The 20,687-nt window shown below is 58.1% G+C and carries 20 protein-coding genes and 1 pseudogene; 8 read left to right on the top strand and 13 right to left on the bottom strand.

All coding sequences use genetic code 11. The annotated features are described in order from the left end of the window. Positions 1-16 precede the first annotated feature (16 nt). A pseudogene (locus ACKZ62_RS06005) lies at positions 17-793 on the bottom strand (PAS domain-containing protein); the annotation flags it as partial. A gap of 501 nt (positions 794-1,294) precedes the next feature. Here ACKZ62_RS06005 and ACKZ62_RS06000 point away from each other — a divergent pair. Both ACKZ62_RS06000 and ACKZ62_RS05995 read left to right on the top strand, forming a co-directional pair. Further along, a complete protein-coding gene (locus ACKZ62_RS06000; RefSeq protein WP_447096430.1) occupies positions 1,295-1,732 on the top strand; it encodes a GNAT family N-acetyltransferase in 438 nt (145 codons plus the stop codon). A gap of 59 nt (positions 1,733-1,791) precedes the next feature. After that, on the top strand, positions 1,792-2,610 hold the full coding sequence (locus tag ACKZ62_RS05995; protein WP_122680747.1) for a class I SAM-dependent methyltransferase: 819 nt from the start codon (positions 1,792-1,794) through the stop codon (positions 2,608-2,610). 68 nt (positions 2,611-2,678) lie between these two features. Here ACKZ62_RS05995 and def read toward each other — a convergent pair whose 3' ends face one another. The 3 genes from def to ACKZ62_RS05980 form a co-directional block, all read right to left on the bottom strand. After that, positions 2,679-3,218, bottom strand: a complete 540-nt coding sequence (gene def / locus ACKZ62_RS05990; protein ID WP_032891019.1) for a peptide deformylase — start codon at positions 3,216-3,218, stop codon at positions 2,679-2,681. Continuing rightward, the gene (locus ACKZ62_RS05985; RefSeq protein ID WP_032891018.1) at positions 3,215-4,171 is read right to left on the bottom strand and encodes a YihY/virulence factor BrkB family protein; all 957 of its coding nucleotides are present in this window, start codon (positions 4,169-4,171) and stop codon (positions 3,215-3,217) included. The genes def and ACKZ62_RS05985 overlap by 4 nt, the downstream gene beginning before the upstream one ends. Before the next feature lie 181 nt (positions 4,172-4,352). Continuing rightward, positions 4,353-4,538: a CsbD family protein gene (locus tag ACKZ62_RS05980; RefSeq protein WP_447096429.1), complete on the bottom strand. Its 186-nt coding sequence runs from the start codon at positions 4,536-4,538 to the stop codon at positions 4,353-4,355. A gap of 199 nt (positions 4,539-4,737) precedes the next feature. On the opposite strand from ACKZ62_RS05980, the gene ACKZ62_RS05975 reads away from it, so the two are divergent. Further along, positions 4,738-5,115 carry a hypothetical protein gene (locus tag ACKZ62_RS05975; RefSeq protein WP_032891015.1) on the top strand — a complete coding sequence of 126 codons (378 nt, stop codon included), beginning with the start codon at positions 4,738-4,740 and terminating at the stop codon, positions 5,113-5,115. Positions 5,116-5,311: 196 nt separating this feature from the next. Here ACKZ62_RS05975 and fadD1 read toward each other — a convergent pair whose 3' ends face one another. Together fadD1 and fadD2 are read right to left on the bottom strand one after the other, a co-directional pair. Beyond that, positions 5,312-7,003: a long-chain-fatty-acid--CoA ligase FadD1 gene (gene fadD1 / locus ACKZ62_RS05970; RefSeq protein ID WP_032891014.1), complete on the bottom strand. Its 1,692-nt coding sequence runs from the start codon at positions 7,001-7,003 to the stop codon at positions 5,312-5,314. Between the two features lie 388 nt (positions 7,004-7,391). Then, a complete protein-coding gene (fadD2, locus tag ACKZ62_RS05965; RefSeq protein WP_032891013.1) occupies positions 7,392-9,080 on the bottom strand; it encodes a long-chain-fatty-acid--CoA ligase FadD2 in 1,689 nt (562 codons plus the stop codon). A 200-nt stretch (positions 9,081-9,280) separates the two neighbouring features. On the opposite strand from fadD2, the gene ACKZ62_RS05960 reads away from it, so the two are divergent. Next, a complete protein-coding gene (locus tag ACKZ62_RS05960) occupies positions 9,281-10,225 on the top strand; it encodes an alpha/beta hydrolase (RefSeq protein ID WP_122680749.1) in 945 nt (314 codons plus the stop codon). 69 nt (positions 10,226-10,294) lie between these two features. Next, on the top strand, positions 10,295-10,765 hold the full coding sequence (locus ACKZ62_RS05955) for a MaoC family dehydratase (RefSeq protein WP_024077080.1): 471 nt from the start codon (positions 10,295-10,297) through the stop codon (positions 10,763-10,765). Positions 10,766-10,901: 136 nt separating this feature from the next. On the opposite strand, the gene ACKZ62_RS05950 is transcribed toward ACKZ62_RS05955, so the two are convergent. Continuing rightward, a complete protein-coding gene (locus ACKZ62_RS05950) occupies positions 10,902-11,369 on the bottom strand; it encodes a ferritin-like domain-containing protein (RefSeq protein ID WP_032891010.1) in 468 nt (155 codons plus the stop codon). Positions 11,370-11,577: 208 nt separating this feature from the next. Here ACKZ62_RS05950 and ACKZ62_RS05945 point away from each other — a divergent pair, with 208 nt between their 5' ends. Both ACKZ62_RS05945 and ACKZ62_RS05940 read left to right on the top strand, forming a co-directional pair. Then, positions 11,578-11,814 (top strand): DUF3820 family protein, encoded by a 237-nt coding sequence (locus ACKZ62_RS05945; RefSeq protein WP_032891009.1) that lies wholly within the window; start codon positions 11,578-11,580, stop codon positions 11,812-11,814. 14 nt (positions 11,815-11,828) lie between these two features. Further along, a complete protein-coding gene (locus ACKZ62_RS05940; RefSeq protein ID WP_447096428.1) occupies positions 11,829-13,004 on the top strand; it encodes an aminotransferase class V-fold PLP-dependent enzyme in 1,176 nt (391 codons plus the stop codon). 92 nt (positions 13,005-13,096) lie between these two features. Here ACKZ62_RS05940 and ACKZ62_RS05935 read toward each other — a convergent pair whose 3' ends face one another. The 3 genes from ACKZ62_RS05935 to zwf are packed head-to-tail and all read right to left on the bottom strand — an operon-like array spanning position 13,097 to position 15,946. Continuing rightward, positions 13,097-13,762, bottom strand: coding sequence for a bifunctional 4-hydroxy-2-oxoglutarate aldolase/2-dehydro-3-deoxy-phosphogluconate aldolase (locus ACKZ62_RS05935; protein WP_017735662.1), 666 nt, complete (start codon positions 13,760-13,762; stop codon positions 13,097-13,099). Positions 13,763-13,779: 17 nt separating this feature from the next. After that, positions 13,780-14,493, bottom strand: a complete 714-nt coding sequence (gene pgl / locus ACKZ62_RS05930; protein ID WP_032891007.1) for a 6-phosphogluconolactonase — start codon at positions 14,491-14,493, stop codon at positions 13,780-13,782. Further along, positions 14,480-15,946 (bottom strand): glucose-6-phosphate dehydrogenase, encoded by a 1,467-nt coding sequence (zwf, locus tag ACKZ62_RS05925; protein WP_032891006.1) that lies wholly within the window; start codon positions 15,944-15,946, stop codon positions 14,480-14,482. Before zwf ends, pgl begins: the two co-directional genes overlap by 14 nt. A gap of 219 nt (positions 15,947-16,165) precedes the next feature. On the opposite strand from zwf, the gene ACKZ62_RS05920 reads away from it, so the two are divergent. Continuing rightward, positions 16,166-17,026, top strand: a complete 861-nt coding sequence (locus ACKZ62_RS05920) for a MurR/RpiR family transcriptional regulator (protein WP_169851198.1) — start codon at positions 16,166-16,168, stop codon at positions 17,024-17,026. Positions 17,027-17,148: 122 nt separating this feature from the next. On the opposite strand, the gene ACKZ62_RS05915 is transcribed toward ACKZ62_RS05920, so the two are convergent. From ACKZ62_RS05915 to ACKZ62_RS05905, 3 genes are all read right to left on the bottom strand, one after another. Next, positions 17,149-17,994, bottom strand: coding sequence for a D-hexose-6-phosphate mutarotase (locus tag ACKZ62_RS05915; protein ID WP_447096427.1), 846 nt, complete (start codon positions 17,992-17,994; stop codon positions 17,149-17,151). A 99-nt stretch (positions 17,995-18,093) separates the two neighbouring features. After that, positions 18,094-19,440, bottom strand: coding sequence for a carbohydrate porin (locus tag ACKZ62_RS05910; RefSeq protein ID WP_032891004.1), 1,347 nt, complete (start codon positions 19,438-19,440; stop codon positions 18,094-18,096). 85 nt (positions 19,441-19,525) lie between these two features. After that, positions 19,526-20,686, bottom strand: coding sequence for an ABC transporter ATP-binding protein (locus ACKZ62_RS05905; RefSeq protein ID WP_032891003.1), 1,161 nt, complete (start codon positions 20,684-20,686; stop codon positions 19,526-19,528). Between the last annotated feature and the right edge of the window lies 1 nt (position 20,687).

The raw sequence follows: 20,687 nt of genomic DNA, 5'->3' as shown, positions 1-20,687 counted from the left end.
GCAGGGTGGTCACTTGGTCGGTGATGTCGCTGGCGAATTTCACCACTTTGTACAGGCGCCCGTTGGTGTCGAAAATCGGGTTGTAGGACGCTTCCAAAAACAGGGTTTTGCCGTATTTGTTTTTGCGCTCGAAGCGGTGCGAGTGGTATTCGCCGCGATTGAGGGACGCCCAGAACGCTTTGTACGCCGGCGACTCCACTTCGCTGCGATGGCAAAACAGGCTGTGGTGCTGGCCGACGATTTCATCCAGTGAGTACTGCACGGTCTTCAGAAAGTTGTTATTGGCCTTGAGAATCTGGCCTTGAGGGGTGAACTCGATCATCGCCATGGAGCGGCTGATGGCGTCGATCAGGCTCTGGTTTTCATGTTCATGGTGGACCCGCGCGGAAATATCGGACGCGACTTTGATCACACTCTGTACGTGGTTGTCGCTGTCCAGCACAGGCATATAGCTGGCTTCGAGCCACACCTCCTGGCCGTGCCTGTTCAAGCGTACGAACGTGCCGCTGAGGGCCTCGCCCCGCGCCAGGTCGCGCCAAAGCTTGGCGTAGGCGTCGGTATGGGTGTAGGCCTCGTCACAAAAGATCCGATGATGCTGGCCGCGAATTTCCTCGGCGCTGTAGCCCATGGTTTTGCAAAAGTTGTCATTGGCATCGAGTATCACCCCATCGCGATCAAATTCGATCATGGCCATGGAACGGCTGATAGCGGCGAGTTTGGCGTTGGATTCGGTGAGTGCACAGGAGAAACGCTGGATTTCAAGCAGGTCAGACTTGTGATGGAGGTTGAACATGTCGGACACCCTTAAGTAACCCGCGCCTGGCTAGGCGCATTCCATTCATCAGTTGGATAGTGCTGGCAGACCTTTATGGGATAACCATCCGAAACGCTTTACACGCCGAGCGTCATCAACGGTTCTGGGTGAGCATAGACAGGGCTTGGCGCTATGCAAGGCCACCAGTCAGCCATTAGTTATGGCAAGGCGGGGCAGGAAGGGAGGTTGAGCGCGGGGCAGGGAACGGCCAACAGAGAGGGTTGCGTTGGCCGCTTAAAATCCTTCAGTTGAACGGTGATCAGTGACCGAACAGGCCGCTCTCGGATTTTTTGGTTTTTTTGTCGGCGCGTTTTTCATCGGCGGTCTTTGCCGGTTTCTTCTTCGCTGCTTTCTTTGAATCCATACCTTTGGCCATGATGCGTGCTCCACTGAAAGGGGATGTAACACTGGGTATAACACCGATCACCCGCCAGAAGGGGTTTATAATCCGCGCCCCTTTATAAAGCCTGTCTGAACACCATGACTGAGTTGTCCATTGATCTGCTGGCAGAGCCTCTGTGGCCGCTGCTGAACAAGTTCTACCGCAGCCACGACTCGTCGATGAAGGCCCTCAAAGGCGGGCGTTTATGGGTGGCGCGCAATGGTGAAATTGTCGCCGGGCTGTGCCTGTCGCCGGTGGTAGGCGGGCAATGGCTGACCGGAGTGTTTGTGGCTCCGGCGTATCGCCGCCAAGGGTTGGCGGCGCGCTTGATTCTTCAGGCAATAGCTGATGTGCAAGGCACGGTATGGCTGCTGTGCCATCCAGACCTAGAAAGCCTGTATCAGCGCATGGGATTCACCCAGGATACGATCCTGCCCCAATCCCTCAGCGAACGGCTGGTGCGTTACAAGCGCAACAAACCGATGATCGCCATGGGCTTAGAACCGTTGGTGAGGTCGACCTCAGATAATGTGTGATCGGCCGGTAAAGCGCCCATGCTAGCCTCGGCAGCACCGTGGCCTTTACCAGGATGATCATGAAACCGACGCTTGCAGCCCTCGCCCTCACCGCCCTCCTCGCCCCGGCCTTGAGCCAGGCAGCCGACGCTCCCATCAGTGCCCAGCAATACGCCAGCGTGCTCGCCGGCAGTTGGCGCGACCCGGCAAACAGCGCCCGCGATGGGTATCGGCATCCACAGCAGACCTTGGAATTCTTTGGCCTGGGCGCCAAACAGAGCGTGATCGAAATCACCCCCGGCGGCGGCTGGTACAGCGAGGTGCTGGCGCCATTGCTCAAGGATCAAGGGCACTACATCGCTGCGGTGCAGGCCGCGAGCAGCAGCGCTTACGCGCGTACGTCCGAAGAAAACCTCAAGAAAAAATTTGCCGCCGACCCTACGCGTTATGCCAAGGCCGAGGTGATCGAGTTCGACCCCAAGGCACCGGTATTCGGCAAACCGGCCTCGGTCGATACGGTGCTGACATTCCGCAATGTGCACAACTGGGTGCTGGCTGATACCGACAGGGCCACTTTCAACGCGTTCTACAAGGTGCTTAAACCCGGTGGCGTGCTAGGTGTGGTGGATCACCGCGCCAAAGACGGAGCGTCGCTGGAAGACATCAAGCACAGCGGCTATCTGACCACAGCGTATGTGGTGAAACTGGCCACCGACGCGGGCTTCAAACTGGAGGGGCAAAGCGAGGTGAATGCCAACCCGAAAGACACCAAAGACTACCCGGAGGGCGTGTGGACATTGCCGCCGGCATTGAAGCTGGGAGAGCAGGACAAGGCCAAGTATGTGGCGATTGGCGAATCGGATCGGATGACGTTGAAGTTCGTGAAGCCGACCCGATAACCCGATGTGAAGCGCGATTCAAATATGGGAGGCACTTGGCCTCCCATATTTTTTCAGTGTGTCTGGGGTTACTCGTCAGCCGTTGGGTCCATGTCGGGGAACATCACTTCGATAAACCCGAACTTGCTGAAGTCGGTGATCCGCGACGGATACAACCGGCCAATCAGGTGATCGCACTCGTGCTGCACCACCCGCGCATGAAAGCCGTCGGCAGTGCGGACGATCGGCTCACCCTTGGGGTCGAAACCTTCGTAGCGGATCTGCTGGTAACGGTCCACTGCGCCGCGCAGACCGGGTACCGACAGGCAACCTTCGTAGCCTTCTTCCAGCACTGGGCTGAGCGGCGTGATCAACGGATTGATCAGGATAGTCTGCGGCACCGGCGGCGCGTCCGGGTAGCGCTCGCTGGCTTCAAATCCAAAGATCACCAGTTGCAGGTCGACGCCAATCTGCGGCGCCGCCAGACCTACGCCGCCGACGTGCTCCATGGTCTGGAACATGTCGTCGATCAATTGCCACAGCTCGGGGCTGTCGAACATCTCCGGCGGAACCGGTGGCGCGATACGCAGCAGGCGCTCATCGCCCATTTTCAGGATTTCACGAATCATTGATCAGGCTCAACGGGGGTGGGCTTGGAGTGGTCACGGCCTAGGCCTGAGACGTGCTGTTTTTCATCGGTGTGGCCGGGTTCATCGAACTCTTTTTCACCGGGATCTTTACCCTCGGCCGACATGTGTTCGATCACGGCATTCATCTCCGCGCCGAGCAGCAGCACGGCAGCGGAAATATAGAAGTACAAAAGCAGGACGATGATCGCACCGATACTGCCATACATGGCGTTGTAGTCGGCGAAGGTTTTGACGTAGTAGCCAAATCCCAGGGAGGCCACGATCCACACCACCACTGCGAGCACCGAGCCTGGGGTGATAAAGCGGAATTTCTGCTCGACGTCAGGCATCACGTAGTACATCAAGGCCACGGCAAACATCAGCAAAATCACAATCAGCGGCCAGCGCAGGATGGTCCACAAGGTGACCACGAACTCCTGCATGCCGATCTGCCCCGCCACCCATTCCATCACTTGGGGGCCAAGCACCATCAACGCCGCAGCGGCCAGCAGCATGCCGGCGATACCAATGGTGTAGAAAATCGACAGCGGAAAACGCTTCCAAATCGGCCGGCCTTCCACCACGTCGTAGGCTGCGTTCATGGCGCTCATCATCAACCGTACACCAGCCGACGCGGTCCACAGCGCAATCACGATACCCACCGACAGCAGGCCACCCTTGGATTGCTGCAACTGGTCGATCACCGGGTTGACCTGCTCCAAAGCCTGGGGCGGCAACACCAGTTCCGACTGCAGGCGCAGCCAGGTAAAGAAGTCCGGCAGGTGCAGGAAACCGATCAGGGCAATCAGGAACAGCAGGAAGGGAAACAGCGAGAACAGCATCTGGTAGGCCAATGCAGACGCGTAGGTGGACATCTCGTCGTCGACGAATTCCTTGACGGTGCGTACCAGCACCTTGTGCAGCTTGAGACCATCGAGAACCGGAAAGATCATAGCGTCTCCTTTCGCCGCAAAGAGGGTGAGATCGTGGGCGACTCAGGGGCCGTTTTCTACATCAAAGTAGCCCATATGGCGACTTTGAAACAATTTCGAAAATTTAGTTGCAATAAGGGATACAAAAACGGCCATCCGTGGATGGCCGCCGGGCTGTACGAATACAGCCAGTGATACAGACTTACTTGGTCGCTTTTTTGATCGCATCTTTGGTATCGCCGACTGCTTTCTGCACTTCGCCTTTCTTTTCCTGAATCACACCTTCAGCTTGAAGCTTGTCGTTGCCGGTCACTTTGCCGACGCCTTGCTTGATGTTGCCGATCGCTTCGTTTGCCAAGCCTTTTGCCTTGTCCGATGTGCTGCTCATGGTATTTCTCCGAAAGAACAATCAAGGGTTTTGGTGATTACACAAAGATTGACCAGAGGCCGTTCGGCAGAGTTTCAATTATTTTCAGCGGGCATTTCGTCCAAAACGGCAGGTTTGACTTTATGTTTGGCGGCCAACCCACGAGAATGCGCGGCACATTCAGGCTATAACGCTGAATAACAGATCCCGTAGGAAGGTTATGAAACTCAATAAAGCACAGGCCATCGCCCGTAGAAACCAGGAACTGGGCGGTGCCGTACTCGGCGTCAACAACTGCCATTTCACCGACCTGGACCGCAAGCGCAATATCTGGTGGTTCGACCTGCCACTGGGCCGTATTGCGGTGGGCCATTACGAGTGGATTCACTTGTTGATGCACAACGCCGAGACGGACCAGTTGCTGCACCTGAAGGTGCCGACGGCGTTCCTGCGCGAGCATATCGAAGGTCTGGTAGTGCGCAATTCGGGCAAGCGCAAGCCCGAGATTACGTTGGAATTGAGCGCGGACAAGGATTCGTTCCTTAAAGACGTACGCCCAGCAGGCGCTAACGTGAGCTTCGCGCATTTCGCCCTATAAGCACCGGATTTAAAGGTGGAAGGCGCGGTGCGACGATATGACTTGCTCTCGATAGCAGAGTGTCAGTCACTGAATCTGGTGACTGATCCCCCCTATCGGAGGCAAGTCGAATCGTCGTACCGCCCATCCCACACTGGATTGGATTGCATTCCAATCCAGTCATTAAAAAACCCGCATCGGCGGGTTTTTTATCGGCTTACTTTTTCAGGCCCAGCTTCTTCAACTCTTCATCACGCAATTCACGACGCAGGATCTTGCCTACGTTGGTGGTCGGCAATGCGTCGCGGAACTCGACAGCCTTGGGCACCTTGTAGGCGGTGACGTTGGCGCGCATATGCTCCATCACCTGATCCTTGGTGAGGGTGGCGCCCGGCTTGACCACGATGAAAAGCTTGATGATCTCCCCCGATTTCTCGTCCGGCACGCCGATGGCCGCACATTGCAGCACGCCCGGCAGCCCTGCCAGTACGTCTTCCAGCTCATTGGGGTACACGTTGAAACCTGAGACCAGGATCATGTCTTTCTTGCGGTCGACAATACGCATGTAGCCGTCCGGCTGGATGATCGCGATGTCGCCGGTCTTCAGCCAGCCTTCGCTGTCGAGCATCTCGTCGGTCGCGTCCTGGCGCTGCCAATAGCCCTTCATCACCTGCGGGCCCTTGACGCACAGCTCGCCAGTTTCGCCCAGCGCCAGCTCGGTGCCGTCATCGGCAATGACTTTGCACACCGTGGACGGCACCGGAATGCCGATGGTGCCGATCTGGATGTGCTGGATCGGGTTCACAGTGGCCACCGGGCTGGTTTCGGTCATGCCGTAACCTTCGCAGATGCCACACCCGGTCACGGCCTTCCAACGCTCGGCGGCCGCCAGTTGCAGGGCCATGCCGCCCGACAGGGTGACCTTGAGTGCAGAGAAGTCCAGCTTGCGGAAGCCTTCGTTATTGCACAGCGCCACGAACAAGGTGTTGAGACCGACAAAGCCGCTGAACTTCCACTTCGACAGTTCCTTGACCATTGCCGGCAAGTCACGCGGATTGCTGATCAGGATGTTGTGGTTGCCGATCAGCATCATCGCCATGCAATGAAAGGTGAACGCATAGATGTGGTACAGCGGCAGCGGCGTGATCAGGATCTCGCAGCCTTCATTGAGGTTGGAGCCCATCAGCGCCTTGCACTGCAACATATTGGCAACGAGGTTGCGATGGGTGAGCATCGCGCCCTTCGCTACGCCGGTGGTGCCGCCGGTGTATTGCAAAACGGCCACGTCACTGCTCGCCGGGTTGACGTCGTTGACTGGTTGGCCGTTGCCCTTGGCGAGTACGTCGTTGAACTTGATCGCCTGTGGCAAGTGGTAGGCCGGGACCATTTTCTTAACGTACTTGATGACGCTGTTGATCAGCAGGCGCTTGAGCGGCGGCAACAGGTCGGCGACTTCGGTGACGATCACATGCTTGACGGCGGTCTTGGGCACGACCTTTTCCGCCAAGTGGGCCATGTTGGCAAGGCAGACCAGGGCCTTGGCACCGGAGTCGTTGAATTGGTGTTCCATTTCCCGCGCGGTGTACAGCGGGTTGGTGTTGACCACGATCAGGCCGGCACGGATGGCGCCGAATACCGCGACCGGGTATTGCAGGACGTTGGGCAGTTGCACGGCGATGCGATCGCCGGGTTTCAAGTCGGTATGTTGTTGCAGGTACGCGGCGAAGGCGCCGGACAATTCGTACAGTTCACCGTAGGTGATTGTCTTGCCCAGGTTGCTGAAAGCCGGTTTGTTAGCGAAGCGCTGGCAGGACTGTTTCAGTACCGCCTGAATATTTGGATACTCGTCTGGATTGATTTCTGCAGCAATCCCGGCGGGGTACTTATCCTTCCAAAAGTCTTCGTTCATGGAAGCCCACTCCTCAGCGACGCGAATTCATCATCGCATTTGATGCGATTATTATTGGTGTATGTTTTTTTAGGTGAATCTGGCGCTTTCAAGCAGGCCTAGACGTCACAAAGCGCGCCGAGAGTAGCAGCTTTGCCAAGGGCCGACTAGAGCCAAAAGCGGGCCTTACAGTCATAAACTCGACTGTAGGACAATATTTAGTCACAATTATTTTGGCGCTCGAATTACCCACTTCAAGGCTCTGGAATGGGGTCTTCAGAACAATCAAAACCAAATGAGGGAGGGGGCTTGCTCCCGATTGCCGTGGTTCAGTCAATACATTCAGTGACTGATACACCGCTATCGGGAGCAAGCCCCCTCCCTCATTTGATTGCATTTCAATTCATGGTCAGGCGATGTCGCGTAGCTCCCTGCGCAGAATCTTGCCCACTGGCGTCATCGGCAACGAGTCTCGTAACACAATCTGCTTGGGCACCTTGTACCCCGTGAAGTTGGCCTTGCAGTAGGTCTTCAACTCCTCAAGGCTCACGCCTTCGGCACGCGCCACCACAAACAACTTAACCGCCTCCCCCGTGCGCTCGTCCGGCACGCCGATCACCGCGCAGTTGGCCACGGCCGGGTGGGCCATCACCACGTCTTCGATCTCGTTGGGGTACACGTTGAAACCCGAGACGATGATCAGGTCTTTCTTGCGATCGACAATGCGTACAAAGCCATCCTCATCGATCACCGCGATGTCGCCGGTCTTGAGCCAACCCTCAGCGTCCAGGCTCTCGGCCGTGGCGGCCGGTTGCTGCCAGTAGCCCTTCATCACCTGCGGGCCCTTGATGCACAGCTCGCCGCGTTCGCCCAGAGGCAACTCCACGCCTTCGTCATCAATCACCTTCATCGCGGTAGCCGGCACGGGAATGCCCACGGTACCGAGGCGCGATTTGTTGCCATAGGGGTTGGTGCACGCCACCGGTGAGGTTTCTGTCAGGCCGTAGCCCTCGCCAATCGTGCAGCCGGTGACTTGCTGCCAGCGTTCGGCCGTGGCCTTGATCAGTGCCGTGCCACCGGAGTTGGTGAGTTTGAGGTGGGAGAAATCCAGGGTCTTGAATTCCGGATGGTCCATCAACGCCACAAACAGCGTGTTAAGCCCCAGCAGCCCGGTAAAGCGCCACTTTTTCAGCTCCTTGATAAACCCGCCGATGTCCCGCGGGTTGGTGATGAGTACGTTGTGGTTACCCGTGACCATCATGCACATGCAGTTCGCGGTGAAGGCATAGATGTGGTAAAGCGGCAGCGGCGCGATCATCACCTCCTGCCCTTCCTTGATCAAAGGATGGCCGTCGTCGCCGACCTGAGACATGCACGCACGCGCCTGCTGCATGTTTGCCACCAGGTTGCCATGGGTGAGCATCGCGCCCTTGGCCAGGCCGGTCGTGCCGCCGGTGTATTGCAGCACGGCGATGTCATCCAGGGTCACGGGGTGACGGGTCACCGCCAGGCCCGAGCCCATGCGCAGGGCACGCTTGAATGACACCGCGCGCGGCAGGCTATAGGCCGGGACCATCTTCTTGACCTTGTCGACCACGGTGTTGACCAGCCAGCCTTTGGCGGCGGGCAGAAAGTCGCCCATCTTGGCTTCGATCAGGTAGTCGATCTCGGTGTCGTTGCACACTTCCTGTACCCGCGAACCAAACAGGTTCAGGTAGACCAGCGCACGCACGCCGGCGTCCTTGAACTGGTGGCGCATCTCGCGCGGGGTGTACAGCGGGTTGGTGTTGACCACGATCAGCCCCGCGCGCAAGGCGCCGAACACGGCAATCGGATAATGCAGCACGTTGGGCATCTGCACTGCGATGCGCTCGCCGGGCTTGAGGTCGGTGTGCTGTTGCAGGTAACCGGCGAACGCCGCACTCTGGCGCTCAAGCTCGGCGTAAGTCAGGGTGATGCCCATGTTGCTGAATGCCGGACGGTCGGCAAAGGCCTTGCACGAGCGCTCGAAGACTTCGATCACCGACTTGTAGGCCGTGAGGTCGATATCGTTGGGAACGCCCGCCGCGCGTTTGTCATTCCAGAAACCAGGTTGCATTATTCTTGTCCCCTTACCTGAGTATGTCCGGCCGCTTATAACAAGCGGAGCTTTGGGGACGTTAGCAGCTATGACCAAACAGGCAAATACGCTAAATCGTGTCATTGATTGTATGAATCTTGCCGCTGATGCGTAGGCAGATACCCCGCCCCTCGGCAGATCAGCTATACACTGCAACGACCCATAGCAAAGGAAGCGCCATGAACCACAGCACCTTCTGGCTGACCGCGAATGACCGCAGCCGCCTGTACGTCAATCAATGGATGCCCGACGGCCCGGTTCACGCCGTAGTCATGCTGTCCCACGGCATGGCCGAGCACAGCGGGCGTTATGGACGCTTGGCCGAAGCGTTATGCAGCGCAGGCTATGGCGTGTATGCACCGGACCAGCGTGGCCATGGACGTACCGCCGACGAAGGTACGCTGGGGTTGTACGCCGAGAAGGATGGCTGGAATAAAGTGGTAGGCGACCTGGCAAGCCTCAATCAACACATCGGCCAGCAGCAACCAGGGCTGCCGATCATCCTGCTGGGCCACAGCATGGGCAGCTACATCGCCCAGGCCTACCTGCTGCACCACAGCGCCAGCCTGCACGGGGCAATTCTCAGTGGCTCGAATTTCCAACCGGTAGCGCTGTACCGCGCAGCGCGGGTGATCGCTCGGGCCGAACGTCTGCGCCAGGGTGTACGGGGGCGAAGTGCGCTGATCGAGTTCCTGTCGTTCGGCTCGTTCAACAAGGCCTTCAAGCCCAACCGCACGGCGTTCGACTGGCTCAGCCGTGACCCGGATGAAGTGGACAAATACATCAGCGATCCACTCTGCGGCTTCCGGTGTACCAACCAGCTGTGGATCGACCTGCTTGGCGGCTTGCAGCAAATCAGCAAAGCGTCCAATCTCGCCCAGATTGATCCGGGCCTGCCGATCCTCGTGATGGGCGGCGAATGTGATCCGGTGAGTGAGGGCAAGCGTCTCAAAAACCTGGCCCACGCCCTGCGCGAGGCCGGCTGCCAGCATCTGCAATTGAATGTGTACCCGCAGGCGCGTCACGAAGTGTTCAACGAAACCAACCGCGATGAAGTCACCGCCGATGTGCTGACGTGGCTCGACCAGGCCCTGACGTTGCGCAGACCAGCACGCTGCGAATAACTTTTCTTTTAAAATCAGCCGTTTAAAATCGGCCGATAATTACCGTTTAGCCACAGGATGCACCTTTAGATGACTCAGGTAACCAACACCCCGTACGAAGCCCTCGAAGTCGGCCAGACCGCCAGCTATAGCAAGACGGTCGAAGAGCGCGACATCCAGTTGTTCGCCGCCATGTCCGGCGACCACAACCCGGTGCACCTGGATGCCGAATACGCCAAGGCGACCATGTTCAAGGAGCGTATCGCCCACGGTATGTTCAGCGGCGCCTTGATCAGCGCGGCCGTTGCCTGCGAGCTTCCTGGGCCGGGCACTATCTATATCGGCCAGCAGATGACCTTCCAGAAGCCGGTCAAAATCGGCGATACCCTGACCGTGCGTCTGGAAATCCTCGAGAAGCTGCCGAAGTTTCGCGTACGTATCGCCACTCGCGTGTTCAATCAGCGCGATGAGTTGGTAGTGGATGGCGAGGCGGAAATCCTCGCGCCACGCAAACAGCAGGTCGTGACCTTGACCGAGCTGCCGCCGATCAGCATCGGCTGAGTCTGGTTTCAAGGCCAACGCCATACAAATGTGGGAGGGGGCTTGCTCCCGATTGCGGTGTGTCAGTCATTGAAATATCGACTGATCCACCGCTATCGGGGGCAAGCCCCCTCCCACAGTTGTTACACAGCAGGGCTTACGACTGAGCGCGAGCCTGGTTACGCAGGGCTTTCACCTGGTCGTGGTTGCGCTGTACGCCGTGGTACTGACGCTCAACCAAGTCACGAATGCCCAGCAGGTTGTGCTTGTTGATCTTCTCGATCGCTTCTTTATAAGCCTTGAGTGCGTGGTCTTCGCCGCGCTCGGCTTCGTTCAGAACAGCCTCTTCATCTTTACCGGTAACCATCGACTTTACGTCGACCCAGCCACGGTGCAGGGCGCCGGCCACACTACCCGAATCTTCCGGATCACCACCCAGGGCACGCACGGCGGTTTTCAGCTCGGCGGCGGCGGTTGCACAGTCAGCGGAACGCTTGGCAAACAGCGCCTTGAGTTCTGGGTGTTTGATGTCTTCGGCGCATTCTTTGAAACCTTTCTGGCCGTCGATGCTGGTCTCGATCAGGTCATTGAGTACGGAGATCGATTCTTTATTGATGTCAGTCATTTTTCAATTCCTTAGGCAGGTTACGAAGGGTTGTCTTAATGATTGCAGCGCTCGTGCCAGGTTTTGAAAAACAACTTTTATGTTTAATTTCAACAACTTAAAAATATTTGAACGATCTGTATGTACGTTATTTGCATGATCTGTCATTTGGCCTTCATGCAGAATGCCTGTATTTTCGAACGTCTCGACTCACGCCATTGAATCCCCCATGAACCCCGAAAAACTCGAACTGCTGATCACCCGCGAAATGCCCTTCGGCAAATACAAGGGCCGGATCATCGCCGACCTGCCGGGTCCTTACCTGAACTGGTTTGCCCGCGAAGGCTTTCCCCACGGCGAGCTGGGCGGTTTGCTGGCCTTGATGCAGGAAATCGACCACAACGGTTTGTCGGAACTGCTCGAACCCTTGCGCACTAAACACGGCAAGCCCGCCCCGCGCCATTAATCAGGAACTGCGCCATGCAAGGGAATGCAAACAACGAACGTCACTGGCACGCCATCGCCCAGCGGTATGACCTGGAACCGGGTCCGATCAATCTGGAAAACGGCTACTTCGGGCGTATGAGCCGCGCAGTACAGGCGCAGTATCTGGACCATGTGGCGTTTATCAACCGCAGCAATTCGCTGCACGTGCGCCAGCGCTTTGAACAGGGCGAGAACGTCGAGATCCGCCGCCAATTGGCCGAACTAATCGATGTAGATCCTGAGTCGGTGGCCTTTACCCGCAATGCCACCGAAGCGTTGCAGTCGCTGATCCGCAACTACAACCGTCTGCAACCGGGCGACCAAGTGTTGATCAGTGATTTGGAGTACGACACCGTCAAGGGCGCCATGCGTTGGCTGGCCGGGGTTCGCGGTGTAGAGGTGATCAAGCTTTCCCACACGCACCCGGCCAGTTTCGACAGTCTGTTGCAGACCTATCGCAGTGCCTTCGCTGAGTACCCGCGTTTAAAGCTGATGGCGCTGACTCACGTCACCCACCGCACCGGCCTGGTGATGCCCGTCGCAGCCATCGCCAAGGCGGCGCGTGAACATGACGTCGACGTGATCCTCGATGGCGCCCATGCCCTGGGCCAGATCGACTTCAACCTCGCCGAGCTGGGTATCCAGTTCGCCGGCTTCAACCTGCATAAATGGATCGGTGCACCGCTGACCCTGGGCTTTCTGTATATCGCTCCGGAACGCCTGGCAGACATCGATCCGGACATGGGCGAATTCCACTACCCCATCACGGATGTTCGCGCACGCACGTCTTACAGCACGCCGAACTTTCCAGCGCTGATGACACTGCCATTGGTATTTGAAGAACATCGGGCATTGGGTGGCGCAGCAGCCAAAGGTGCTCGGGTGAATTACCTGCGCGATTTATGGGTAAGTCAGGTGCGATCACTGAAAGGCATTGAGGTCCTGACCTCGGATGATCCACGGCTGTATTGCGGGATTACCGCGTTCAAATTCGTCGGCCGCGATCAGCAAGGCATGGTCGATCGGCTACTCAAAGAGTACGACCTGTTTGCCACCACGCGAACCGGAGCAGCGTTTGGCACGTGTATTCGAGTGACGCCAGGGCTGGTGACCTCCGCGCAGGACATTCATGCGCTGATCAACGCTATTACCGAGTTGAGCGCCGAATAAGCGCTTTTCTACAGGCAAAAAAAAGCGGTACACCGACCAAGTGCACCGCAAAAATGCCGTTAAGCACAGCAACAACGATTCGGTAAATCAGATCAATCCAGCAGCGCCAGCGCCTCGGCGGTGACTTCCTGAATACGGGCCCAGTCGCCGTTCTTGATCCACTCAGGGTCAAGCATCCAGCTACCACCTACGCACATCACATTTTTCAACGCCATGTAGCTCTTGATGTTGGCCGGGCCAACGCCGCCGGTCGGGCAGAATTTCACTTCGCCGAACGGGCCACCTAGAGCCTTGATCGCCGCCACGCCGCCGCTGACTTCGGCCGGGAACAGCTTGAAGCGGCGGTAGCCCAGGCCATAGCCTTCCATGATGCCGGAGGCGTTGCTGATGCCTGGCAGCAAAGGAATCGGGCTGTGCACCGAGGCTTCCAGCAGGTCGCGGGTAATCCCGGGGGTGACAATAAATTGCGAGCCAGCCACTTCGGCCGCTTCGAGCATGTGACGGTCGAGCACGGTGCCGGCACCAGTGCACAGTTCCGGACGCTGCTCGCGCAGTACCTGAATGGCCTTGAGACCGAACTCGGAACGCAGGGTCACTTCCAATGCGGTCAAACCACCGGCTGCCAGGGCATCGGCCAGCGGCAGGATGTCCTGTTCGCGGGCGATGGTAATCACCGGCAGGATCCGCGCCTTGGCGCAGAGGCTGTCGATCAAAGCAACTTTATCCGCCATGGACACGGTCGGTTGGGGGCTTTTCATAGCGGCTGATCCTTGGCTCATGGGCACCAGTAAATCTCTAAAGTAGGTTGCAAAAACGCGCGAATCGGCATGGCAGCAACGTCGTCACTGGCCAGGGCGGCGCTCAAGGTGGTCAATTTCGAACTGCCGGAAATCGACAGCACGGTGTAGTTGGCCGTGGCCAGCAACGCGCGACTCATGGTCAGGCGCTGGTGCGGCACGGTCGGCGCCAGCATCGGCCAGCAACGGCGGGTACCGTCGGCCTGCAACGCTTCGGCGAGATTCGGACTGTTGGGAAACAGCGATGCGGTGTGACCGTCATCGCCCATGCCCAGTACCAGCACATCAATGGCTGGCAACTCGGCCAGCAGGCGATCGGCCTGCTCGGCAGCGTCTTCTAGATTGGCGGCGGCGCTGTACAGACTCAAAAACTTGGCCTTGGCGGCCGGGCCTTGCAACAGATGCTGTTTCAACAAGCCAGCATTGCTGTCGGCATGTTCCACCGGCACCCAGCGCTCGTCGGCCAGGGTAATCGTGACCTTGGACCAGTCCAGGCCTTGCTTGGCCAAGTTCTGGAAAAACGCCACAGGGCTGCGGCCACCGGATACAACCAGGGTCGCTTCGCCACGGGCACTGATGGCCGTGCGCAGTTGCTCTGCCACGTCATTGGCCAGGCCGTCCGCCAGTTGCACTGGCGTGCGGTACTCATGGGCAGTTACGCCACGAGGCAGTTTCAATTCAGATATCGCCATACCAAGACCTCCCATCCCGCGTGATCAGTGCAATGGAGCTCATCGGCCCCCAGGAACCCGCCGCATACGGCTTCGGCGCATCACCGGATTTTTTCCACCCGGCGATCAACTGGTCACACCACTTCCACGCGGCTTCGATTTCATCTTTACGGACAAACAGGTTCTGATTGCCGCGCATCACTTCCAACAGCAAACGCTCGTAGGCATCGGGGATGCGCGCGCTGCGATAGGTGTCGGAAAAATTCAGTTGTAGAGGCCCGCTACGCAGTTGCATGCCCTTGTCCAGGCCCTGCTCCTTGGTCATCACACGCAGGGAAATCCCTTCGTCCGGCTGCAAGCGAATGATCAGTTTGTTGCTGATCTGCAAGCGCTGCTCGGGGGCGAAGATGTAGTGAGACGGTTCCTTGAAATGGATGACGATCTGCGACAGCTTCTGCGGCATGCGCTTGCCGGTGCGCAGATAGAACGGCACCCCGGCCCAACGCCAGTTACGAATATCGGCCCGCAGTGCGACGAACGTTTCGGTGTCGCTCTGGGTGTTGGAATTCTCTTCTTCCAGGTAACCCGGCACCGCTTTACCGGCGCTGTAGCCGGCGATGTACTGGCCACGTACGACCTGAGTGGTCAGGCCATCCGGGCTGATCGGCGCCAGGGCCTTGAGCACCTTGACCTTCTCGTCACGGATGCTGTCGGCGGACAGGTCGGCCGGCGGGTCCATGGCGATCAGGCAAAGCAGTTGCAACAGGTGGTTCTGAATCATGTCCCGCAACTGGCCTGCCTTATCGAAGTAGCCCCAACGGCCTTCGATACCGACTTGCTCGGCCACGGTGATTTCCACGTGGGAGATGTAGTTCTGGTTCCACTGGGTTTCGAACAGGCTGTTGGCGAAACGCAGGGCGATCAGGTTCTGGACGGTCTCTTTGCCCAGGTAGTGGTCGATACGGTAGGTGCGGTTTTCCGGGAAAAACTGCGCCACGGCATCGTTGACCTTGCGCGAGGACTCCAGGTCCGAACCGATGGGTTTTTCCAACACCACGCGGGTGTTTTCCGCCAGGCCGACCTTGGACAGGTTCTCGCAGATCGCGCCGTACACCGCGGCCGGGGTGGCGAAATAAGCGATCAGGCGTTGCTCGGTACCCGCCAGTTCAGCCAGGGCCACGTAGTCGTCGGCCTTCATGAAGTCGACGTGGACATAAGTCAGGCGCGCCAGGAAACGCTGGGCGATGCTTTCGTCCAGTTCGTTGCCGACATATTTACGCAGTTCTTTTTCGATATGAGCCAGGTGCTGCTGCTCGGAACCGGCTTCACGGGCCAGGGCCAGGATGCGCGTGTCGTCGTGCAGCAGCCCAGCGCCATCAAGTTGATAGAGGGCAGGAAATAACTTGCGCAGCGCCAGATCACCCAAGGCGCCAAACAGGGCAAAGGTGCAGGGTTCTACGGTTATCGAAGGCATGATGTTTGTTCTTTTATCAAGTTAAGCTACAAATACCTTTTTTCAAGGCATCACTCAAGGAAAAATGTAGTAATAACCACAACATTTTCCCGAAATACGCATTCCGAGTGGTGGTGTTCAGCTACCCTCAGTAGGATAGGCCACCGCGAAAAGCCACTCGTCGATTGGCTGCCGCCCTTTATTTGCATCGTCGCCCGAAGGAAAGACTGAATGGACCGCGTGCGAAATCTTCTGGAACAGATCCGGAACCGCCTCGAAGAATTGAACAAGGCTGAGAAAAAAGTCGCCGAGGTCATCCTGCTCAACCCGCAGCAGGCGACCCGCTTCTCTATTGCCGCCCTTGCCCAGGCCGCTTCGGTCAGTGAACCGACGGTCAACCGTTTCTGCCGTTCGTTCGGCGTCAGCGGTTACCCTGAACTCAAATTGCAGTTGGCGCAAAGCCTGGCCAGTGGCGCAGCTTATGTCAGCCGTGCCGTGGAGGCCGATGATAACCCCGAGGCCTACACCCAGAAGATCTTTGGCAGCGCCATTGCGTCCCTGGACAGCGCCTGCCAGGCCTTGGACCCGAACCTGATCAGCAAGGCCGTGGACTTGTTGATCCAGGCGCGGCAGATCCACTTCTTCGGCCTGGGCGCGTCTGCGCCGGTGGCCATGGATGCGCTGCACAAGTTTTTCCGCTTCAACCTGTCGGTGACCGCCCACGCCGACGTGCTGATGCAACGCATGATCGCCTCAGTGGCGCACACCGGCGAGCTGTTCGTGATTATTTCCTACACCGGGCGTACCCGCGAGTTGGTGGAAGTAGCGCGTATCGCACGGGAAAACGGCGCGTCGGTGCTGGGCGTGACTGCCGAGAATTCACCGCTGGCAAAGGCCAGTACCGTGAGCCTGAACATTCCGCTGCCGGAAGACACCGACATCTATATGCCGATGACCTCGCGGATCATTCAGCTGACGGTGCTGGATGTGCTGGCCACCGGCATGACTTTGCGCCGCGGCGTGGATTTCCAGCCGCATCTGCGCAAGATCAAAGAGAGTTTGAATGACAGCCGCTATCCGGTTGGGGATGAGTTCAACTAAGCCAGGCTGAGTATTGGTTTCACTGGCCTCATCGGGGGCAAGCCCCCTCCCACGTTTGAAATGTATTCACAAATCAAACTGTGGGAGGGGGCTTTACCCCGATAGGGCCATCAGCCACACCGCTAAACCCCAGCCCGCGCCTGCAAGCTGAGATGCGCCCGCTCCCCCGGCGCCAGACTTGCGCCAGCCATCGCCGACTCCACGCACACAAACCCCGACGCCTCGTTAAAACTGACCCCCAGCAACGGCCGGCTGCCTGGATGCCACACCACGGTGTCCGCACTGTCGCCAGTGTCGATACACAGTTCACGCTGCCAGGCGTGATCCTTGAGCTGCAGTTCACCCTCGTGCTGGAACACCCGCTGGCACCCACCGTCCACCCGCAACTCGCCTTCCTGCTGGCAAGCCTGACGATTGAGCTGGTCATAACCTTGGGCGCCGTCGAGCCCAGACAGCGCTATCTCGTCGACGTGACCAATACGCCAGTAAGCGTGCAAAGCATGGCTCAACTGGCATGGGAGTTCGTCTTGATGCTCGGTGCTCAGGCGCAGTTCCAGGGTTTCGCCCAGGTGCGCGTGCAGGTCGACCTGCCAGTCGCACAACTGCAATTGCCAGTGCAGGCGTACGCCGTCGTCGTCGGTGCTGCTGTCGAGCAGTTTCCAGTCGATCAATCGCGCCCAGCCATGGGATGGCCACGCGTTCTCGCTCGGGTGACGGCCGTACCACGGCCAGCACACCGGCACGCCACCACGGATGGCGCCGACTTGCGGCCACTTGGCCGCGCACCACAGCCAGGGTTTCTGGCCACGGGGTTGGAAATGCAACAGTTGCGCGCCCTGCCGGCTGAACACCGCCTGACACAGCGGATGGTCAATCACCAACACATCGCGCATCTGAAAGCGCTCCCAGGCGAACACTGGACGCTGGCGCAAGGATTTGAAAAAGCGTTGCAGCGGATGCTCATGCATGTGCCACGGTCCCGAATATCACAGTGCCACCCAAAAAAAAGCGGATAGCCATGGCTACCCGCAAATGCGCACAGAGAGAAGGAGCTTATCGCAACAACGTTAGAACGTAGACTGAATTTTCAGGCCAGCCACCAACGCGTTGTCGACTTTATCCACGCCGCCCGGTTGGACAACGTATTGCAGGTTGGGACGCACGGTCAGCCAGTTGGTGACGTGGAAGCCGTAGTTGATTTCGAAGTTGTACTCGGTCTCGCGAATCGGCGTGTACAGCGCACTGTCATAGTCACTTACGCCATTATCGGCGTTCAGCAGCTCAGCGTTCTTCTTCACATCATTGTTGACGTGCAGACGAGCAGCACCAATGCCGACGTCATCTTTTGGACGCGCGTCGAATGGACCTTTGTACACCAGCATCAAGGACTGGTAGTTGTCGACCAGGTTGGTTTCCTTGTCGTGGAAGGTGGCGTTCGCTGCGATGTTCAGGCCGCGCGAAGCATCGCCGTTGTGCGTGGTGAGCTGCTGTTGTGCAACGAACCAGTAGCCTTTCTTGCTGCTGCGGGTACGGAAGTCTGCGCCAGTGAGGACCGCATTGCCACCGTTGACGTCTTCACGCACGTCCGGTGCATCAGCCGCGCTCTTGTAGTAACCCACACGGTATTCGCCCGGCAGGTTGTTAACTTTCGGCGACCAGACCAATTCCACCGGAATCACGGTGCCCTTGGTGCCACTGCCGCTGAGCTTGAAGCCATTGCCGTGCTCAAGCTGCGATGGGTTCTGGTTGTAGGCACCGATCTGCGCGTACAACTCAGGCGTGATGTTGTACTTCACGCGAATGGCCGCCTGGCTGACAGGCCAGTTGTACCAAGTGTTCACGTAGTTACCGACTTGCGAGCCGCAGAACGACAGGTTCTGGAAGTCGCACGGGAAGGTGTTGAAGTCTTCGCCCTCACCGAAGTAGCCGAGCTTCACATCCAGCTTGTTGTCGAACATCTGGTGTTGAATCCAGAACTGGGTCAGACGCACCATGTGGCCACGACCGTAGACTTCCATCGACGAGCTCAGCGTGCCGGCACGCGGATCGCCAATGCGGTCGTTGGAGATGTTCTGGCCATTACGGTTGGTCAACTGGATCTTGGCCTGAGTGTTATCCCAGCCCCACAGCTTTTGCAGATCCAGTGCTACGCCCAAACCAAACTGGTCGGAGTAACGACCAGTCTTGTCGTCGTTGTAGCCACCATGCAGGTTGGCGCCCATCTCCCCAACGTAGTCGGCCTTGATATCGATACCTTGCTCGATCAGCTTGGTACGCTCGCCGCCCCAATCGCCGGTCATCCACTTGGAATCGGCGCTGAATGCATCGGCCGCCATCGCATTGGCGGACAATACCAGGGCTGCTGCTGCTGACAGTTGGCAGATCAGCCGAGTGTTGTTGTGTTGCTTTTTCATCCCTACATCCTCGTCTTTATTGTTATTAAACTGTTTTTATCTAACGCGGGTTACATTTTTTAACTAAAACAACGACTTATATCGTTCAGCGACCCTTGAACTGAGCCACGTTATCGGCATGTCCCTGTGTCGGCACTGAGGCAGCAGTGCCCAGACGCTCCCCCGTCTTGGCGTCGAACAGCAACACCTTGGCCGGATCGAATTGCAGGGTCAGGGTCTCGCCCACCTGGGGTGCCACGTCGGGCGCCAGGCGGCAGCAGACCTTGGTGTCATTGAGTTGCACGAACACCAGGGTGTCCGGTCCGGTTGGCTCGGTGACCTGAACTTCGGCACGAATGCTCGATGCGCTGTCGCCCTCGCCCGTCGCCAACATGATCTGCTCCGGGCGCAGGCCCAGGATCACGTCGCGGTCTTCAAGACCCGCATCCGTCACGTTCAGCGCCAGCTCACAACGGGCCTGGCCACTGTCGAGCAGTGCCACCAAGCGACCGTCCTTGCGTTGCAGGCGCAGAGGTACGAAGTTCATCGGTGGCGAACCAATGAAGCTCGCCACGAACTGGTTGGCCGGGTTGTTGTAGATCTCTTTCGGCGTGCCGAACTGCTGGATGATGCCGTCCTTCATCACCGCCACTTTGTCGCCCAGGGTCATGGCTTCGATCTGGTCGTGGGTCACGTAGACGGTGGTGGTTTTCAGACGCTGGTGCATCAGTTTCATTTCGGTGCGCATCTCGACGCGCAGCTTGGCGTCGAGGTTGGACAGCGGTTCGTCGAACAGGTAAATCTTCGGCCGACGCGCCAGGGCACGGCCCATGGCCACGCGCTGTTGCTGGCCGCCGGAGAGTTGGCCCGGCTTGCGGTTAAGCAGGTGTTCGATTTGCAGCAGCTTGGCCACGCGCGCCACTTCGGCGTCGATGTCGGCTTGCGGCATCTTGCGGATCTTCAGGCCAAACTCGATGTTCTCGCGCACGCTCATGGTCGGGTACAGCGCGTAGGACTGGAACACCATGGCGATGTCGCGATCCTTGGGGCTCATGCCGCTCACATCCTGGTCACCGATCATGATCGCGCCGCCGGTGATGGTCTCAAGACCGGCGATGCAGTTCATCAGCGTGGATTTACCGCAACCCGAAGGGCCGACCAGGATCAGGAATTCACCTTCCTTGATCGACAGTTCGATGTTCTTCAAGGTGTCGGGCAGGCCGGCGCCATAGGTCTTGTTTACATTGCGAAGTTCAAGCGTAGCCATG

This window comes from Pseudomonas sivasensis, assembly GCF_052938085.1.
This window is presented reverse-complemented; position numbering and strand designations above follow the sequence as displayed.

Excerpts from the sequence above, each read along its gene's own strand:
- ACKZ62_RS06000 (WP_447096430.1), top strand. The coding sequence starts at position 1,295 with ATGACTGAGTTGTCCATTGATCTGCTGGCAGAGCCTCTGTGGCCGCTG.
- ACKZ62_RS05995 (WP_122680747.1), top strand. The coding sequence starts at position 1,792 with ATGAAACCGACGCTTGCAGCCCTCGCCCTCACCGCCCTCCTCGCCCCG.
- def (WP_032891019.1), bottom strand. The coding sequence starts at position 3,218 with ATGATTCGTGAAATCCTGAAAATGGGCGATGAGCGCCTGCTGCGTATC.
- ACKZ62_RS05985 (WP_032891018.1), bottom strand. The coding sequence starts at position 4,171 with ATGATCTTTCCGGTTCTCGATGGTCTCAAGCTGCACAAGGTGCTGGTA.
- ACKZ62_RS05980 (WP_447096429.1), bottom strand. The coding sequence starts at position 4,538 with ATGAGCAGCACATCGGACAAGGCAAAAGGCTTGGCAAACGAAGCGATC.
- ACKZ62_RS05975 (WP_032891015.1), top strand. The coding sequence starts at position 4,738 with ATGAAACTCAATAAAGCACAGGCCATCGCCCGTAGAAACCAGGAACTG.
- fadD1 (WP_032891014.1), bottom strand. The coding sequence starts at position 7,003 with ATGAACGAAGACTTTTGGAAGGATAAGTACCCCGCCGGGATTGCTGCA.
- fadD2 (WP_032891013.1), bottom strand. The coding sequence starts at position 9,080 with ATGCAACCTGGTTTCTGGAATGACAAACGCGCGGCGGGCGTTCCCAAC.
- ACKZ62_RS05960 (WP_122680749.1), top strand. The coding sequence starts at position 9,281 with ATGAACCACAGCACCTTCTGGCTGACCGCGAATGACCGCAGCCGCCTG.
- ACKZ62_RS05955 (WP_024077080.1), top strand. The coding sequence starts at position 10,295 with ATGACTCAGGTAACCAACACCCCGTACGAAGCCCTCGAAGTCGGCCAG.
- ACKZ62_RS05950 (WP_032891010.1), bottom strand. The coding sequence starts at position 11,369 with ATGACTGACATCAATAAAGAATCGATCTCCGTACTCAATGACCTGATC.
- ACKZ62_RS05945 (WP_032891009.1), top strand. The coding sequence starts at position 11,578 with ATGAACCCCGAAAAACTCGAACTGCTGATCACCCGCGAAATGCCCTTC.
- ACKZ62_RS05940 (WP_447096428.1), top strand. The coding sequence starts at position 11,829 with ATGCAAGGGAATGCAAACAACGAACGTCACTGGCACGCCATCGCCCAG.
- ACKZ62_RS05935 (WP_017735662.1), bottom strand. The coding sequence starts at position 13,762 with ATGAAAAGCCCCCAACCGACCGTGTCCATGGCGGATAAAGTTGCTTTG.
- pgl (WP_032891007.1), bottom strand. The coding sequence starts at position 14,493 with ATGGCGATATCTGAATTGAAACTGCCTCGTGGCGTAACTGCCCATGAG.
- zwf (WP_032891006.1), bottom strand. The coding sequence starts at position 15,946 with ATGCCTTCGATAACCGTAGAACCCTGCACCTTTGCCCTGTTTGGCGCC.
- ACKZ62_RS05915 (WP_447096427.1), bottom strand. The coding sequence starts at position 17,994 with ATGCATGAGCATCCGCTGCAACGCTTTTTCAAATCCTTGCGCCAGCGT.
- ACKZ62_RS05910 (WP_032891004.1), bottom strand. The coding sequence starts at position 19,440 with ATGAAAAAGCAACACAACAACACTCGGCTGATCTGCCAACTGTCAGCA.
- ACKZ62_RS05905 (WP_032891003.1), bottom strand. The coding sequence starts at position 20,686 with ATGGCTACGCTTGAACTTCGCAATGTAAACAAGACCTATGGCGCCGGC.